Origin of the sequence: Candidatus Thiothrix sulfatifontis (genome assembly GCA_022828425.1) — a bacterium.
GTDB classification, from domain to species: Bacteria; Pseudomonadota; Gammaproteobacteria; order Thiotrichales; family Thiotrichaceae; genus Thiothrix; species Thiothrix sulfatifontis.
Map to the genome: position 1 here is coordinate 658,076 of CP094685.1, position 16,987 is coordinate 675,062.

Annotated in this window: 14 protein-coding genes; 3 read left to right on the plus strand and 11 right to left on the minus strand. The window is 50.7% G+C overall.

The genetic code is table 11. From position 1 onward, the window contains the following. Positions 1–5: 5 nt before the first annotated feature. Both L3K52_03390 and L3K52_03395 read left to right on the plus strand, forming a co-directional pair. Positions 6–3,410, plus strand: coding sequence for a polysaccharide biosynthesis tyrosine autokinase (locus L3K52_03390; GenBank protein UOG92782.1), 3,405 nt, complete (start codon positions 6–8; stop codon positions 3,408–3,410). Positions 3,411–3,786: 376 nt separating this feature from the next. After that, positions 3,787–4,257, plus strand: coding sequence for a fasciclin domain-containing protein (locus L3K52_03395; protein UOG92783.1), 471 nt, complete (start codon positions 3,787–3,789; stop codon positions 4,255–4,257). 83 nt (positions 4,258–4,340) lie between these two features. On the opposite strand, the gene L3K52_03400 is transcribed toward L3K52_03395, so the two are convergent. The 8 genes from L3K52_03400 to L3K52_03435 form a co-directional block, all read right to left on the minus strand. Continuing rightward, complete coding sequence (locus L3K52_03400; GenBank protein ID UOG92784.1) at positions 4,341–5,216, minus strand: Brp/Blh family beta-carotene 15,15'-dioxygenase; 876 nt, start codon at positions 5,214–5,216, stop codon at positions 4,341–4,343. Next, positions 5,198–6,391 (minus strand): lycopene cyclase family protein, encoded by a 1,194-nt coding sequence (locus tag L3K52_03405; protein UOG92785.1) that lies wholly within the window; start codon positions 6,389–6,391, stop codon positions 5,198–5,200. Before L3K52_03405 ends, L3K52_03400 begins: the two co-directional genes overlap by 19 nt. Before the next feature lie 10 nt (positions 6,392–6,401). Continuing rightward, a complete protein-coding gene (locus L3K52_03410; GenBank protein ID UOG92786.1) occupies positions 6,402–7,328 on the minus strand; it encodes a phytoene/squalene synthase family protein in 927 nt (308 codons plus the stop codon). After that, the gene (gene crtI / locus L3K52_03415; GenBank protein UOG92787.1) at positions 7,288–8,853 is read right to left on the minus strand and encodes a phytoene desaturase family protein; all 1,566 of its coding nucleotides are present in this window, start codon (positions 8,851–8,853) and stop codon (positions 7,288–7,290) included. Before crtI ends, L3K52_03410 begins: the two co-directional genes overlap by 41 nt. After that, positions 8,846–9,751, minus strand: a complete 906-nt coding sequence (locus tag L3K52_03420; GenBank protein ID UOG92788.1) for a polyprenyl synthetase family protein — start codon at positions 9,749–9,751, stop codon at positions 8,846–8,848. The genes crtI and L3K52_03420 overlap by 8 nt, the downstream gene beginning before the upstream one ends. A gap of 85 nt (positions 9,752–9,836) precedes the next feature. Further along, positions 9,837–10,604, minus strand: a complete 768-nt coding sequence (locus L3K52_03425) for a bacteriorhodopsin-like (protein ID UOG92789.1) — start codon at positions 10,602–10,604, stop codon at positions 9,837–9,839. A gap of 402 nt (positions 10,605–11,006) precedes the next feature. Continuing rightward, positions 11,007–12,269 (minus strand): O-antigen ligase family protein, encoded by a 1,263-nt coding sequence (locus L3K52_03430; GenBank protein UOG92790.1) that lies wholly within the window; start codon positions 12,267–12,269, stop codon positions 11,007–11,009. Positions 12,270–12,272: 3 nt separating this feature from the next. Further along, positions 12,273–13,559 (minus strand): hypothetical protein, encoded by a 1,287-nt coding sequence (locus L3K52_03435; GenBank protein UOG92791.1) that lies wholly within the window; start codon positions 13,557–13,559, stop codon positions 12,273–12,275. A gap of 182 nt (positions 13,560–13,741) precedes the next feature. Between L3K52_03435 and L3K52_03440 the strand changes: the two genes are divergently transcribed. Then, positions 13,742–14,806, plus strand: coding sequence for a polysaccharide deacetylase family protein (locus tag L3K52_03440; GenBank protein UOG92792.1), 1,065 nt, complete (start codon positions 13,742–13,744; stop codon positions 14,804–14,806). A gap of 10 nt (positions 14,807–14,816) precedes the next feature. On the opposite strand, the gene L3K52_03445 is transcribed toward L3K52_03440, so the two are convergent. The 3 genes from L3K52_03445 to L3K52_03455 form a co-directional block, all read right to left on the minus strand. Beyond that, the gene (locus tag L3K52_03445) at positions 14,817–15,782 is read right to left on the minus strand and encodes a class I SAM-dependent methyltransferase (protein UOG92793.1); all 966 of its coding nucleotides are present in this window, start codon (positions 15,780–15,782) and stop codon (positions 14,817–14,819) included. 100 nt (positions 15,783–15,882) lie between these two features. Beyond that, positions 15,883–16,059, minus strand: a complete 177-nt coding sequence (locus tag L3K52_03450; protein ID UOG92794.1) for a hypothetical protein — start codon at positions 16,057–16,059, stop codon at positions 15,883–15,885. Continuing rightward, positions 16,037–16,987, minus strand: a complete 951-nt coding sequence (locus tag L3K52_03455; protein UOG92795.1) for a hypothetical protein — start codon at positions 16,985–16,987, stop codon at positions 16,037–16,039. The genes L3K52_03450 and L3K52_03455 overlap by 23 nt, the downstream gene beginning before the upstream one ends.

A 16,987-nucleotide genomic window follows, 5' to 3' on the forward strand; every position in this document is an offset into this window, starting at 1 on the left:
ATCCCGTGAAAATCGCATTCATTGCCATCAAAGGAATCGACCGCATCGGCGGGGTTGAGACCTATACCATCGAGTTGGGCAGAAGGTTGGTTGATGCCGGGCATCAGGTCATTGTGTACACGGCAACCACCCCGGAACACCCGACGCCATTCTATTATCAGGGGATGCGGATTATCCCGCTGCCCACATTGCGTCATAAATATTTTGAAAAAATGGTGTTGGTTATCCTCGCGAGTCTGCATCAGTTTGCGGTGAAAGGCATTGATGTGGTGCATTATCACGCGGTAGGCCCCAGCTTGTTTGCGTTTTTGCCACGTTTGATCGGGCGTTACACTGTGTTTCAAAGCCACGGGCATGAATGGGAACGTAATTCTTGGAATTGGGTAGCCAGACTGTTTTTTCAGGTTTCAGAAAAGCTAACGTTTTGGTTTGCTAACGATGCCACGGCGGTTTCACGCACTCTCCAGCAGTATTACCAGCAAAAGTATCAAAAAAATGTTACCTACATTCCGACAGGTATCACGCCGCGCTTGCACCCGGCTGCTTTGCACAAAATCGCAGCTTACGGCGTAACCGCAGGGGGCTACATCCTCTATGTCGGGCGCTTATCCTTGGAAAAACGGGTGCATGACCTGATTCAGGCTTACCAGCAATTGGTGCAACCCCGCGTCAAACTGGTGATAGTCGGCAGTGCACGAGCGCAAGACCCTTATGGCGAGGAATTGCAAGTGCTGGCAAACGCTGATCCGAATATCGTGTTTACGGGCGCGGTGTATGGCGAAGAATTGGCGGAGTGGTACGACAATGCGTTCGTGTACGTATTGCCCTCACAGATGGAAGGCTTGCCGATCACCTTATTGGAGGCGATGAGTCTGGGTTGCTGTTGCATCGCCAGTGACATTGACGCGAATACCGAAGCACTCGGCGGCAAAGGCATTTTGTTTCCGACCGGGCAACCCGCTGCCTTGCGCGATTGTTTGCAAGCGGCGCTCGATGATCCAGCGCGAGTGCAAGCCATTGGCGATACCTTGTACCAACACGTTTTAACCCATTACACCTGGACATTGGTGACGGATCAATTCATCCAGTTTTATCAGAAAGCATTACCCGCGACGGTCAATAAAGGCAATGTAACCATTATGAAAAGCAACCACGCTTCCCCGATTCACTACCCTGCCAAGACCGTGCAGGAGTCGCCCAACGCCCCACACATTTTGCTGGCAGAACCCGTCGCCGGGCGTGAGTACGGCGCGTATGCTGCGCCGCCGAAAATTCCCTTGTCGCATTACTGGAGCACCTTGCGCCAGAATCTGGGGTCTATCGTATTAGCAACCGCGCTGCTGACGGCGTTGCTGTTAGCGTTGGCATTGCTGACTAACCCGACCTACACCGCGAAAAGTAGCGTTAAAATCGAAACCACTTCGCCTAAGTTATTGGAATACGACGTGGATACCGCCCGTCCGCCGTCCTATATTGATGAAAACATTTTCTACAACACGCAGTATAAAATGTTGCGCAGCCGCGATTTGGCGACAGAAGTGATTGATACCCTAGGGATACGTAACGCCTTGCTACAAGAGCGGGCATTTAAAGCGCCGGTTTATTGGTTGACTGACCCGCTGAAAAGTTTGATCGCGGACGCACGCCAACTGTTCCCCAGCAACGATGCCGCGCTGGGGGATACCTCACCCGTATCGGCGGAAGAGATTTTTCTCGAACACCTGACCATCAGCCCGGTGCGTAATTCACGCATTATTGACATCCACTTCACGGCAGCCGATCCGGTCATGGCGCGGGATGTGGTGCAAAGCATGACGGAAGTGTTCGTGCAATTGCAGCACCGTGGACGCCAAGCGGCGGCGGAACAAGCCAAGCAATTCCTTGACCAACAAATTGACGAAGCCCGTGGCAAGCTGCAAACCAGTGAAACCGCTTTGATTCGCTATGCCCGTGATAAAAACATTGTCGATACCGATTCGGACAAATCCCTGATTGCGAAAAATCTGGAAGAACTCAGCAAGTCATTCATGGCGGCTAAAGAAAAGCGCATCCAAACCCAGAGCCTATACGACAGCAAAGGTAAGCTTTCCGGCGGGCTAAATGTGGATGAAAACCCTTTGATTCAGGAGCATAAAAAAGAGTTGGGCAAACTGGAAAGCACGTATTTGGCTAACTTGGAGCTATTCAAGCCAAATTACCCGTCAATGCTGTCATTACAGGAACAAATTGATAGCCGCAAACGCCTGATTGCGACCGAAAGTGCCCATATCCGCTCCAGCACCACCACGAATATGAAAGCGTCGTATGAAGCTGCCGCTGCGGAAGAAAGTAAGCTGGGCAAAGAAATTAAGCTCTTGGAACAGCAATTGCTGCAATTCCGTGATGACAGCATTGGTTATGCCAACCTCAAGCGCGATGTCGAAACATCCCGCAGTTTGTATGACGGTTTGCTGCAACGTCTCAAGGAAATCAGCGTGGTGGGAACGGCGCAGACCGGCAGCATTTCGGTAGTGGACAAAGCCATTATTCCACCGCGTAAAGATGGCCCGAATTACGCCAAATACGGTTTGTTGGGGTTATTGTCAGGCTTATTTTTGAGTTCATTGCTGGTGTTATTGCGTGAAAGCCTGCAACCCAAGGTGCGCCTCACCGCTGATTTACAAGAAATCGGGGGTAAATACCAAGTGTTGCACTCTCTGCCTTTCAGTAAAACCTTGGGGCGGGGTGCGCAGGCCGAATTGCTGCGCCAGAATCCAGACCCGGTGTGGGTGGATGCCTTGCGTTACCTGAAAACCTCGTTGGTGTTGGCGAATAATGGCAAGTTTCCGCAAATCTTGCACATTACCAGCCCGTTACCGGGCGAAGGCAAAAGCACGACAGCGGTTAATTTGGCGCTGATGCTGGCAAATACCGGCAATAAGGTGTTGCTGATTGATGCTGACTTGCGCAAACCTACCGTGCATAAGCATTTGGAACTGGATAATACCCACGGTTTAACCCATTACCTCACGGGTGTAGCGCATGAAAGCCCGCTGGCACGGGTGAAAGGCTCACGCTTATTGTTCGTGGTGTGTGCGGGCCCGGCGGTTCCCGACCCTGTGGAAGCGCTTTCCAGCGATTACATGCAAACCTTGCTGGATAAATCACGCGAAATCTTTGATTACGTGATTATTGATGCACCGCCCGTGCTGGGCATGGCTGATTCCCTGTTGCTGGCAAATCGTGCCGATGGCACTTTACTGATTGTGGCGAATAACCGCTCCACCAAACAGGATGTGCGCACCGGCATTGATTGCATTGAAAAAAGCCACGGTAAACTCTTGGGGCTGGTGCAAAACATGGTGCCGAGCAAAGCTAGCAGCGCTGGCAGCTATTACTCGGATGGGCGCAATATGATTGTGCACGCCTAATTGCGGTGTGTGCTTTTAAAACTTATTGCGTATTCTTACTAAAATTTAATGATGCTTTAAAATAAAACCCCATGATTAAACGTTTTAAAGTCCATAGCTAAACAATGGCTGTTCGACAGTTAGATAAGAGCTCAGTATATTGATTTTTGTCAAGAGACAAAACGCTAACCATGTATTGGTTTACTGAGATTATGTTGGAAGGAGTTTGATGATGTATTTCAAATTATTAGTAGGATTAACTGCTTTAGGATTACTCACTTCAACTGCTTATGCCGGTGGAGACCATTGTAATGGGTATAAGCAAAACCAAGCTTACCGTTCTTATCAACCTGCCGTTAATTATATGCATCCCGCTTATAATCAACAAGGCTATGGCATGATGAAAACCGGCAATTATGAAAAAGCCTCGGCTGCTCAAGCGGCGCCGGTCGCTGAAGCGACGAAAGATATTGTGGACACTGCCGTTGCTGCGGGTTCATTCAATACCTTGGCGGCTGCACTGACAGCGGCTGGTTTGGTTGATGCTTTGAAAGCGGAAGGCCCGTTCACGGTATTTGCGCCGAATGATGAAGCTTTTGCGAAAATTCCCAAGGCTGACTTAGACAATCTGCTGAAAGATAAAGAAAAGCTGGCAACGGTTCTGAAATACCACGTGGTGAGTGGCAAAGTTACTGCCGCAGACGTTGGCAAACTAACAACCGCTGATACCTTGGCGGAGTTGCCAGTCAAAATTGACACCACCAGCGGTGTCAAAATCAATGACTCAACGGTAATACAAGCGGATGTTATGGCAAGCAATGGCGTAATTCACGTCATTGATACGGTCTTAATGCCACCCGCGAAATAAAACCGGCGTGACTTGAACGTTATACAGAGTTTCCCATCATTTAAAGCCAAACAATTGTTTGGCTTTTTTATTGCGTTATCTTTTTAAAATTGTTGTTTGGTTTTGGTGATTAATACCATGTGCGGCATGGTTAATGCCGCTAAACCAATAAAGATAATCTGTGTTAATTGTTGTGTGATTACGGCATGACGATCAACAACAAAATACCAATAAATAGCAGCTAATATAAATGTTAATAATGAAAAAATCAGTAATGTGGCAATAACTGTTGACGGGGATACGGCAGCGTTCGCAATGTGTTTTATTAAATGCCGTGGGCTGTGTAATGCGCAGAAGTACAGAAAAAACAATACCAGCGGTGGCAATAAAACAGCCGCTACGCTCAAAATGGCTATTTCAGCAGCAGCAGCCGAATCACGTGACCAAATATAAGGTAAAGCCAATGCCAATAACCCTAAATGCACCGGAGCAATAACACTTAGCCCTTGGGTCAATTGCGCTGCTGCTTCAGCCGACGTCAACCAAGCAAACAATTGCTGGATTTCCGGCGCATACCATAGCGTTGGCAACACGATAACACTGCTGCTTGCTAACACCCGCACTGCCAGTGGCAAATGTGCTTTCCAATCACCCGCAAAGTGCCAAGCGGATACCATTAGAAAAATCATCAAGCTGGTTGTTGGCAAATACAGCCAAGCCGCCACTACGCTCACCGATAGCCCTGCGTAAGCCAGCATAAACAATAACAGTCCAGCAGGTTTTTTCCACACCCCCGCTTGATAAGCGACCAAGGGGTCAAGTGCACCGTGTGGAATGCCCACAACAGCCACGACCAAACTTAAGATGATGATTTGCGCTGTCAGCGGCGGTGTTAATCCCATTAAGTTGGTCAAAATAAACAACGCGCCAATACTCAAAAAAGCGTAGTGGTGGTAGCGATTCAATGTGTTGATGTCCATCGTAAACCTCGCGGTATGTGTGGAAGTAAAACGGGTAGTGCTTGAATAAAGGGCAGTGTTGGCATGGCACGAACCACTTGTAGCACGTCGGCAATGCTGGCTTTTTCTGACAGAAAACGCGCGAATGTTTGATCATCCAAGGCTTGCGCCATGCGCATAAAGAGTTGCGGCGTGAGTGCTGGACGGGTGCGCAACACCTCTAAAAAAATCGCGTCCATTGCTTGCCGCCAACGCGGTTCTGGTGGATGCGGCAATAATAAGCCCGTGCGTAAAAACTCCTGTGCACATTGCAGTGCCCAGCCCTGAATGCGTTGAAACGCATAGCCGCTGGCAGCCCGAACCGCGCCACCGCCGGTGCCAGCGCGTACATAGGTTGCGGGTTTGGACGCGCCATTGGCTAAATGTGTTGTCATGGGAATGCAGCCGTATTCTTCGCGTTCCACTTGGTAGGCTTGTCCGTTCAAGCGTTGCTGCAAAGTTTGCGTCAAACGTTGTTGCAATTGGGTCAGCGGAACGGTATGCGCCGTGAAGCGGGTTTCTTCCACCAGCGCATGGGTGGGACTGAATGGCAGGGTATACGTGAAACGAAACCCGTATTCATCACTGCTCATGCCTTGCATCAAGCCCGCACTGCCTGCGGAAAACACGGGGATGGTGGTGCGCACTTCGTAACCCAAAAATACCTGCTGCAAACCACCACGCCAACGCGCGGCATCGGGTGGGCGGGTGTCGACAACCGCGTTGGCATAAAAAGTGGCTGCGTCTGTTTGCAGGGAATAACCCGTATCGTGCGTTTGGCAGTGGGTGAGGCGGGTGCCTAGCAGCAAAGTACAGCCGGAGTGTTGCGACAATCGCGCTTGCATCGCCTCGTAAAACACGTCGCTGGGAATGCATTGATAGCTTAATGCACCCGCTTGCGTGTGCTGCCAATCGCGGACTTCCCCCTGCAAACCGAAAGACCATTGCTGCCAACGGTGTTGCACCAAATCGCTGAAACCGTGTTGGTCTGCTTGCCAGAAACACCAGGTTTTATCGCGGGTGTAATGCGCACGGCTTTCCAGCAACAGGATACGAATTTGTGGCGGTGCTTGTTGGAGCAAGTAATGCGCCAACATTAACCCGGCGCAGCCACCGCCAATGATTGCCAAGTCGAATGGTGCCGTCGCTTGGTGCATAACCCCAACCTCAGTGCAATTGCCGGGTGTTGGTGCCGAACAAGCCGTGCAAAGTGCGGTGCAAATCGGCTTGGTGCGGGTGCGAACGTTGGTGATAAACCGGGCGCGTGACAAATTCGCCGCACGCTGTTGCCGCGTGCAACAGTTTTTCGCTGACGGGCACCACCGTGCGCCCCTGCCAAAACGCCAATTGCTGCCGACACAAGCGCAAGCCGATTGCACGATACAAACGCGATGCCACCAAAATAGCCAAGCGCGACCGCCAAGGCAAAAAGCCTAGCCCGTGTTCGGCGCTCTCATAATATTCTTCCGCTTTATCCAATACACAGGCGATGCCAATTTTCAGGTACGCTTGCATAAACGCATCGGGCTCGCTGATGGCTTGTGGCTGTACCGCACCGATCAATTGCACTGGCAGATACACCCGCTCGGCTGCGGCATCCTCTTTAATATCGCGAGCAATATTGGTTAATTGCATGGCAATGCCCAAATCAATCGCGAACGGTAGCGCTGTCGGGTCACGCATTCCCAGCACGCCGCAAATCATCAAACCCACCGTACCCGCCACGCGGTAGCAATAGTGCATCAATTCCTGTTCATCGCGCAGTTGCTGGTGTTGCAAATCACCGCGCACCCCTTTGATCAATTCCAACGCCGGTTGCGGCGAAAATTCGCATTCAGCCGCCAATGCCAAAAAATCAATGGCGTACACATCGCGTGCTTGCCGCTGTTCAATCTGCTGGTAGATGTCGGCTAATTGCTGATCAGCCCACACTTTGTCAGGGGATTCATCCGCAATGTCGTCGATGTAGCGACAGAAAGCGTATAACCGCGCACACCGCAGGGCTTCGGTTTTTCCCAACAAATGGCTGGCAAAGTAAAACGTTTTGCCGTGTTTACGGAGCACTTGGAGCGGGTTGAGCGCTGGGGTTTCCATGGGTGTGGCCTCTTTGCTGCACGGGGGTAAAGGCATTGGCAACGGCGGGAATAAGCTGGTCGATCACTTTGGCGGAACTGAGTACGCCGGGAACGCCAGCGCCCGGATGCGTGCCTGCTCCGACCAAATAAAGGTTTTCGGGGCCTTCCGCTTTATTGTGGAAGCGAAACCACGCCGATTGCGTAAAATACGGCGCAACCGAAAAACCGCTGCCGAACGCGCTTTGGTAATTGGCGGCAAAATCGCGCGGCGTCATGTGGAATTCAGCGGTAATGCTTTCGCGCAAACCGGGCAGTAGGGTTTTGTCCAGCGCGTCAATAATACGCTCTTGCAAGGCCGCGCCTTCCACGTCCCAATCAATATTCGCCTGCAAATTGGGCACAGGGGCGAGTACATAAAACGAATCGCAGCCTTCAGGCGCAAACGACGCATCGGTCGCGGTCGGGCGGTGAATGTAGAGTGAAAAATCTTGCGGCAAAATCTTGCGGTGAAAAATATCGTTCAACAACGTCTGGTAACGTTCGCCCAACCAAATCGTGTGGTGCTTCACCTCTGGGTATTGACGGCGCGTACCGAAATACAACACAAACAAGCCCATTGACAAACGTGCGTGCCGTGCTTTTACCTGTGCTGAATAACGCTGCGCCTCACGATCCAGCATATTGGTATAGAGGTGCACGGGGTCGGCGTTGGAAACAATAATGTCCGCCGTTAAGGTTTGCCCGTCTTCCAATACCGCGTGGGTGATTCGGTTATTCGCCACCGCCAAGTGTTTCACGGTAGTTTGCAGACGAATCTCAATACCTTGTTCGCGCATCAGGCGTTCCAAGCCTTTAACCAGCGCACCTGTGCCGCCCATCGCGAAATGGATACCCCATTGGCGTTCCAAATAATGAATCAAATTGTAAATGCTGGTGGTGTCAAACGGGCTACCCCCGACCAATAAGGGGTGAATGCTGAATGCTTGGCGCAATTTCGGGTGCGATAAATGCTGGGAAACCAACGACCAAACGCTGCGGTAACTGCCCAATTTCAATAAACGTGGCACTTGTTTAAGCATCAGCCCCAGTCGGTGGAACGGTTGCGCGGCTAATTGCGTGAAACCCACGTCAAAAATAACGCGCGATTTTTCCAATAAAGCGGCATAACCCGCCACGTCTTGCGGGCAAATGCGTTCGATTTCACGCTGGGTATCTTCAACACTGCCACCGTAATCAAAGGTGGTGTTATCCGTAGCAAAATAGAAGCGGTACCAAGGGTTCAAGGGCACCAATTGCACGTAATCTTCGCGCTGCTTGCCAAATAATGCGAACAAGTCATCCAGCAAAAACGGGGCGGTAATCACGGTAGGGCCTGCATCGTGCCGGAACCCATCTTTCTCAAACACTTGAGCGCGACCGCCCAATTGCGGGCAACGGTCTACCACCGTTACCGCGTAACCTTTGGCACGCAACCGCAAACTGGCGGCGATGCCACCCAAGCCACCCCCGATTACCAGTGCGGTGCGGGCTTGCTCATTAATCATGGGTTTGTTCTCCTTGCTCCAGCGTCTGATACAGCCGGACAACGTGGTGCATCATGAGTCTGCCGCAATCAGCGGGCAAACCTTCCAGTGAGCGTTTGACTTGGGTCAGGTGTTGAAACGCGCGTTGCACGGCGATGCGCCGCGCTTCTTGTGGGGGATGTTCGCGCTCCAATAGCAACACCGCATTGAGCGGCTGACCACCATTGCGGTGACGGTCTTGTTCAATGTCCTGCAAATCATCGCTGATTTGGTAAGCAATGCCAAAGGCGCGACTCGCCCGGCGCACGGTAGGCAATAACGCTTGCTGACCAGAGGCTGCCAGCGGCAATTCCAGTGCAAGTGACAATAACGAAGCCGATTTCAACGCCACAATGGTTTCATACGCATCCAATGACAGCGGTTGCTGCGCGTGATAATCCAAGTCGGCTGCCTGACCGTGAACGGTGCTGGCAACCGCTGTGTGCATGATTTGCACTAAATTACTGGGGTTACAGGCAGGCGAGACGCGTGCCAGCAGTCCATAAGAGCCTGATAGCATCAGGTCGCCCAAACATATCGCAATATTGGGGTTAAACTGTTTCCACACGGCTAATTTGCCGCGCCGGTATGCGCTGCGATCTTGCAAATCATCGTGAATCAAGGAGGCGTTATGTAGCAATTCGCAAGCACTGGCAATGTAAACCGCGTCATCTTGCGGCAGCTCCAAGGTGGCGGAAGCGTCCAGTGCCAAACTTAAGCGGGTGTAATGACCACCCGAAGATAAGTGGTGTGAAAGTGCTTGTTTGAGGGTGTCATCGTGAAAGCTGCCATCCAAACACGTGTTGGTCATTGTCAGGTGACAGGCAGTCAATGCTTGTTCGGTGTCAAAGCGTTCTGAATAAGCTTTTACCAGTGCCATGATTATTCTCCTGCATCGCCAGTTGCTCAGGTGTGGTACGGCATTGAACGCAAGCCCAATGCCGTACCGTTCACGCCACTAACGGTTATGCATGGCTCATCTGTGCTGCACGAAATTCGATTTCAGACTTGCGTACTGCAATCATATAAATCAACACACCGAAACCGGCTTTAGCAACGATATCCGCAATGGTATAACCGACTTGCACCGCTGTTTCCGCCGCGCCACCTGTTAAACCAATCATTGGGAAAATAAAGACCACTGGGTAGAATGACCAAGATAACACCGTTACCCAACGCGCAGTATTGACCAAACCACGCACCTCTTCTGGCTGTGATTCAATGGAGGTGCTCAGGCTTTTGAACAATTCCAATACGATCATCGCGAATGGAATCATTGCCAGTGCCCACCAGATCCAACGTGTGGTTGACGCGTCAGAAATTTCACCAGGGTAACCCAAAACCACCATGATAGCTGCCAAACTGCCCAATTTCAGACCTTTGTTAAGCGTTTCTTGCGGCGTCAAACGCATAACCAAAATCAGTTCAACCAGCAGCAATGGCACGGTCAATAACCAATCCACATAACGGTAAGCATCATTAAAGCGTGCCCCTGACAACGCGACTGCACCATCAGTGACCGTGTACGCGGCTTCCCAGCTCTCGAAAATTCTGAAGTAGTGATAAGCAGCGATGAATGTCACCAAGCCGGTGATGGTTAACGCCATTTTGTAGTTTCGACTGACTTGCGTCAGGCTAATCCAGAAAAACAGAGTGGCGGCTGCCATGGTAGCAAAGCCAAAGGATAGAGCATTGTAGACGAGATCGAATTGACCAACGGTTATACCGTCCATGTTTCACCTCTTTAATTGATGATGGAAAACAATAAATATTGCTCCTAACTTTGACAACAGACTGAGACACTACGAATTGTTGTACAAAGTTATTTAAATATTGTAGAGGTTTATTTGCGTTTAGCAAGATGTGTATAATCTTTGTGTGGTATTAGAAATACAACCGGCCATGATTTTTTTACTATTTTGCATTACCATGATATAAATCAACAAAATTGAATATAGTCTTTATTATCAGTTATTTGTATAATATCAGCGTATTTTTGTTAAAAACATAAATCATGAAAATTATAATAAATGACAAAACCTTTAGGGTTTACCCTAAAAAAGACTAGGGATGTGTTGTACAAATTCTGATTAAAATTGTAGAGATTTTAACGAAATATTTATACAAAAATACAATCACCTTTGCGCTAGATTAAACTTAACGGGCGCGATGCTGGTTGTACGCTGGCGGTACAATTCGTATACCATTACCGCGATTCCAATATCCATAAACAGGTCGTTGCTCAGAATGCCCGCATTGTGAAAAATGGAGTTTACAAATGCGCCAAAAATAAACACTGCCCGATACCAACGCCAACCGATGAGTCGGTAAACGTAATAGCCCAGCAGCAACACCCCCGCAAACCCAAAGGTATGCACCAAATTCAGAATGGAATTGTGTACCGGCACAATGTAATGCGCTTTTTCATTCGGTTCGTAGCGGAACAGGTTATTATCGTTAATAAAATAATTCACCGCATAGTCCACCGTATCAAAATTAAACCCGTAACCGAACGGCTGTTGCAAGAATAATTCCGTGCCGTATTTATAGAGCGTGCTACGCCCCACGGCGGAAGCATCATCCAAGCTGACCAGCCGCGAATCCAAGCCTGCTTTGTCTGCCAGTAACACGGCGGCAACCCCACCCAACAAGACCAGCAAACCCGCAATCGGCAACACCCGCGCTGGAAATAAGATCAGGTAAATCAGTGCAGGCATTAATAACGCCGCCCCCATCGCCGAGCGGGTTTCTGACGCAAAAATTCCACCAATCAGTACCATACTTACTACTAGGGCAATCGCTTGTAGCCGTGGGTTATCGCGGTTTTGCAGCACCAGATACAAATTCAAAATCAACGCACCCAAGAGCATGTAAGTTTGCGGAATCGCATACAAACTCAAGCCCGGCGGACGCAGCAAGGCTTCGGTAATTTGTGACTGAATTTCATCACTCAATTCTTTGTTCTGAATCCCCATCAAGATGCCGTGCAATTTCCAAGCAAACTGCACCTCCAAGCCCTGCATAATCCCCACCAAAGCCGATGGCAGTGCAATCCCGATCACCAAATAAGCCAGCATCCGAAATCCGTATTGTTCCACCACAAAAAAAGCCACGAGCACCATCAAGTAAGATTGCAGCAATTTCAACTCGCCATTGACAATACTGCTGAATGGTACGTTATTGGCTAACGACACCAGCAAACCCAGCATCGCCAGCAATGCATACACCTTGCTCACCAACCCTATGCGAAACAGGGTTCCATAATCCAGCATGATCACCAAACCACCCGCCAGCAAAATCAGAAACGAGCGCATCGGCAAACCGGCGAGGTACACATTATTCAGGTAAGCCAAGAAAATGAAATGCAGGGCGAACAAGCCCAAAATGACAGTACGCATGATTTATAGCCCTTGGTCGAGTTCAATCAGATTGAGGTAAGCCGTACCCGGCTCAGGTTCGGGGTCATAGCCACGTTTGGCATGAGCATAATAATCCGACACAAAAAACAGGTAACGCCCTGAAATAGAGCTGGCAGCACGGGCTTCACGTTTATAATTGCTCACTTCGCCGGGGCCGTGACGGGAATTCCCCACGTAACGCGCCGCTTGTTTGCCGCTGCTATCGACTAAATACAAACCGCCATTTTGCTGACGGGAGAGCAATACCCAACCGGGTTTGCCCGCAATGCGTGCCACATGCCCGGAAGCGTTATAGCTAGGTGGGGCGTCTTCCGCATCCCCATTATCCTGCACCGGCCAGATACGTTTGGAATGCCCATCCGCCAGCCGCACGGCAAACAAACCGCGCCAATTGCCATACACCCACCACGCCTCCCCAGCGTTATCAAGGATGAGATCGCTGTGTTTTACATCGTCCAGCAAACTGCGTGGCTTAGCGCTGGCAGCTTCACTAAACGGTATGATGGCAGTGATTTCGTGCGGGGCATGTTGCGCATACACGATATATTCGCCGCTGGGATCAACGCTCGCCCAATCGAAAGCGCTTTCATCGTCCGCAACGTTGCGCCAAGGCAGCGCTTGTTTGCGCGAAATGTCGTAGGGTTGCAGGTAAATCCCCGCGCCGTCTTTGGCTTCCCCCGCCAACACTACCCGCTTGCCATCATCGGAAAAGTTGCCTTCACCGAAGCCAAAGGTGACGTAATCAAAAGCGGGGAACGTATCCCAAACCTCGGTGCGGGTTTCATAAGTGGCAAAATCAATGCTGGCACGCATTAGGCGATTGCCGGACGTAAACCAATACACATTCGCCGCTTGTTTATCCCACAATAATTGGCGCTGTTGCAGGTGCAAAGCGGGATCAGCTGCCGGAACCCACGCCACCAATTGCTTGTCTTTGAGCCGCCATAACGCCGCATGGGGTTTATGTTGCCCACCCGAACTGAGGGCGTGGGTTTCGTCACGGTTAGCAGGCGAGGTGCGGCTGTAAAAGTGTTGTGCATGTAACAGCGTAATCACCTCTTCGCCCTCTGGGTGCGGGTGTTGCTGCTGCATTTCTGTTGCACTGCCGCCCAAGCGCCAAACTTTCAAGCCCGTGTCGGGGTCAAGTTTGAAGCCAGCCAGCGGCGGGATTGGCAGTGGGCTGGCAACGTGTTCACGCGCCGACACGCCATGGATGAGCAACAAACTAAGCAAACTCATGCTCAGAAGATGAAGGTGCGATCTTTTCATTCAACGCTGCTTATTCAATTATTGTTGTTAATTCAATGGTATTATAGCTGTCGAATAATTTTAGCATTTTCACGATAACATAAGTGTTATTGGTGATAACTGGTCTTGCATTGTGGCTGACAAAGGCTATGCTATTAAGAAATAAATGATTTTTAACGGTGCTGGGTATAAGGAGTAAAGGCATGGAACGCCTAATCAATGCATTAATGCCAATTTTATTAATAGGCTGTTTGGTATTACCTGTTTCTAAAGTGTTTGCTGCTGATGCAGGTATTGTTTTAACCTTTGACGATACCTCAGTCGATCAATGGTATGATTTTTTCGCTGAACGTAATGATGTCAAAGCGACATTTTTTGTGAGTCACTGGCATACCTTATCCAGCCCTCAAATTGAAAAGCTGCGTAGCTTGCAAAACAAAGGCAATGAAATCGGTTGCCACAGCTATGACCATATCCCGATTCATCATGCCCCGTATTTATCTGAACCCGCGAATGCGCCGCTCTACCTGGCGCAGCAAGTGTTACCCGCCATCGCCAATATGCAGGCGGCAGGGTTTTATCCGCAGAGTTTTGCCTACCCGAATGGACGACACAATGCCGCGTATGATGACGCGCTGCGCCCTTACCTGCCGTACTTGCGGGCAACCACCCCCAATACCGGGCAATCCTTATCCACCTTGAATGAGCTTTACCACACCAGCAGCAGCCGTTACGGTTTCCTCTCCGGCGATGGTATCGACAGCAGCTACCAACACGAATTGCCCGAAATCACCGCCGCCATGCAACGCGCCAAAGATCGTGGTGAAATTCTCACCCTGTACGCCCACCGCATTTTACCCGCTGGTGAAACCCACGCTTACGGCACACCCGCCAGCAAATTGAATGCCGTGATTGAGCAAGCCAAAGCCTTGGGCTTACGGTTTTACACCTTCCAAGAAGCCTATAAAGTCGGCAATCGCAGTGGCGCAGTTAGCAGCACTGTTGCCCCCAGCAACGCCGCCATCAGCGCGACAGTAGATGGCGACCGTGTGCGCATTCAATGGGACAACACCCCCACCGATTTTATCGGCATCGTCCCCGCCAACCAAACCGAGTGGCAAACAGGCATGGCGGGCGCAACTGCCGATGGCAGCGCTGCCGGTAAACTAGGCATCACCCTTGCCAACGCACCACGCGGGCAAGCGTATGTCGCCATCCTCTACCGCAACACCGCCAAAGTAGGCGTTTCCGCCCCGTTTAATTGGTAATAGCATCCCCTCAGGTTTTTTCGATGATCAAATACAAATGATCGTCGAAAAAACCGGGGTGAATATCCGGGTAAATTTTACCAAGCAGGTTTTTGTATTCGCGGTCGATGGCGGATTGTTTCAGCCGATAACGCATCCCCAGAAATGAAGAAATGCTGCTTACCACCTTGAGCTTTTGCACCTCCCCAATCGCAATATCCAGCTCATGAAAACTCATGCCGCGCCCACGCCGTAAAAAGTGCTCGGCGGATTCGGGTGTGTATTGCCGATACAATTCGCGGAAATTTTCACGCGGGCTAAATTTTGAATAACGAAACGCCAGCTTATCCGGCAACCAGTTAAAAAACGGTAAGCGCGAGGTATGGCTATCAAAAAACCACAAGCGATTCGGCGTTTCAATAATCACCAGCGAACCACCCAGCGGCAACATCTGCCACGCATCCCGCAGCGACGCCAGCCGTTCCGTCAAAGTCATGTGTTCCAACGAGGCAAAGAAGATAATGCTGTCAAAAGTGCCTTTACCGAAAGTATTCAGCAATTGATTGGCATTGATGCTTTGAAAGTCGGCGGAAACCCCGTACACCGCCGCCCGTTCACGCGCCACTTTTAGTGCGCCTTGGTCAATGTCGATGCCGGTAACTTGCGCCCCTTGCTCGGCTAAAGCGATGGTCGATGAACCTGTGCCGCAACCGATTTCCAGAATGCGCTGCCCGCGTAACGGTTTGGCTTTATTCAACCACGGTACAATCAAACGTCGGTCGTTTTCCAGCCGTTCGGATAAATGCGCTTGCAAATCTTCTTGGTATTTTTCAGGGGAATAATGTGCTTCGCTGCGCCAATCTTGGTGATAATGGGTGCGGATAGCCTGTTCGATGTGCGCCAATCCAGCGGGGTCGGGTTTGATCTGGTTCTTGCGTAAGGCGTTCGGCACGGGCAATAACCATTGCTTGGCAAGGCGCTTAACAGACTGTTTCATGGAAAAGTATTCCTAGGGTAAATACTCTCAAGTCTAGGTGCGACTCACCGATTAACGGCTTCAGGTAGGATAGAGGGCGTGCTTTTGCAGATGGGAAGAATTAAGCAGCAAGGGCATCAGCGCCGGGATCACCGGCACTGACTTTCGCTACCAGCTTACGCAACTGGCGTTTGTCTTCCTGCCGCTTGGCAGACTGGCTTTTTTCGTGAACCCCACCCCGATTGACGAATAAGTGGTGGGCGACGGGATTGCGCTTACGCGGCGGCTTTTTTGCCATGAGATTGCTCCTGTGTGGGCAGTTTGAACCATTGTGCTTTACCGTGCCGTTGCAGGTAATGCAGATAGCGGACAGGTTTGAGGAAGTCCGGCGCTTCGCTGGTCGGGACGAAGCAAAACTTTTTCGGCAATTCGGTGTACAAGTAACGCGGCGGCTTGCCGAGATGGTAGTAACGCTCGATACCTTTGAGGCGATTACCCGTGTCGTAGCTGTGGTAAAACACGTCGCGAATACCCAGTTCGCGGCGAATAAAGCACAGTGCCGCCGTCAACATCGCCTCATCCCACACCTTGGCATAAGGACGTAATACCTCGCGGTATTGCTGCATCTTGTCCTCGCCGTACAGACAGTTTTGGTAGCTATCCGCTGCACCTTTGACCCAATCGGACTGGATTTCTTCGATCAGCGCCTGATTGCTGGCAAAGTCGAGGTCGATCCGCGCCCATGCCAGTGTTTCCAGCGTGCCATCTTTGCGCACCGGGTGCCCGTGATAGGAAAACGGCGCAACATCGTCTGCGCCAACCAGCGTTTTGAGGTGCTGGTGGTGATCATTGGCAAAATTCAGTTGCAGCACCAAGTCGTAACCTGTGCGGCAGGTCTGTTTCCAGTGGCGGTCGTCTTTGTCGTCTGTACCCCACTCGTCCAGCGTGAGGATGAAATTCAGTGGTTTGTGGTCGCGGTATTGGGCAATGACCGCTTCCAAATGCCACGGTTCTAGCTGCCCTTTGCCCGCTAATGCCAAGGCTTCGGTGACAATCGGTTTGGTTAACAATTTGGCGTAAGGGGAGCGGCGCAATGCTGCAATCCCCATGCCATTGCCGATGTAGTCTTTGAGCAATTGCAGTGCGTAGCTGTCCGGTGCGTAGCGGAACACCGTGCGGCTGCCGCTTAAGCACTCGCGGATCAGTTCAACTTGTGTTTTTTCCAT

What these genes read in the sequence shown, in the direction of transcription:
- L3K52_03395 (UOG92783.1), top strand. Translation starts at nt 3,787, where the DNA reads ATGATGAAAACCGGCAATTATGAAAAAGCCTCGGCTGCTCAAGCGGCG.
- L3K52_03400 (UOG92784.1), bottom strand. Translation starts at nt 5,216, where the DNA reads ATGGACATCAACACATTGAATCGCTACCACCACTACGCTTTTTTGAGT.
- L3K52_03405 (UOG92785.1), bottom strand. Translation starts at nt 6,391, where the DNA reads ATGCACCAAGCGACGGCACCATTCGACTTGGCAATCATTGGCGGTGGC.
- L3K52_03410 (UOG92786.1), bottom strand. Translation starts at nt 7,328, where the DNA reads ATGGAAACCCCAGCGCTCAACCCGCTCCAAGTGCTCCGTAAACACGGC.
- crtI (UOG92787.1), bottom strand. Translation starts at nt 8,853, where the DNA reads ATGATTAATGAGCAAGCCCGCACCGCACTGGTAATCGGGGGTGGCTTG.
- L3K52_03420 (UOG92788.1), bottom strand. Translation starts at nt 9,751, where the DNA reads ATGGCACTGGTAAAAGCTTATTCAGAACGCTTTGACACCGAACAAGCA.
- L3K52_03425 (UOG92789.1), bottom strand. Translation starts at nt 10,604, where the DNA reads ATGGACGGTATAACCGTTGGTCAATTCGATCTCGTCTACAATGCTCTA.
- L3K52_03430 (UOG92790.1), bottom strand. Translation starts at nt 12,269, where the DNA reads ATGCGTACTGTCATTTTGGGCTTGTTCGCCCTGCATTTCATTTTCTTG.
- L3K52_03435 (UOG92791.1), bottom strand. Translation starts at nt 13,559, where the DNA reads ATGAAAAGATCGCACCTTCATCTTCTGAGCATGAGTTTGCTTAGTTTG.
- L3K52_03440 (UOG92792.1), top strand. Translation starts at nt 13,742, where the DNA reads ATGGAACGCCTAATCAATGCATTAATGCCAATTTTATTAATAGGCTGT.
- L3K52_03445 (UOG92793.1), bottom strand. Translation starts at nt 15,782, where the DNA reads ATGAAACAGTCTGTTAAGCGCCTTGCCAAGCAATGGTTATTGCCCGTG.
- L3K52_03450 (UOG92794.1), bottom strand. Translation starts at nt 16,059, where the DNA reads ATGGCAAAAAAGCCGCCGCGTAAGCGCAATCCCGTCGCCCACCACTTA.
- L3K52_03455 (UOG92795.1), bottom strand. Translation starts at nt 16,987, where the DNA reads ATGGAAAAAACACAAGTTGAACTGATCCGCGAGTGCTTAAGCGGCAGC.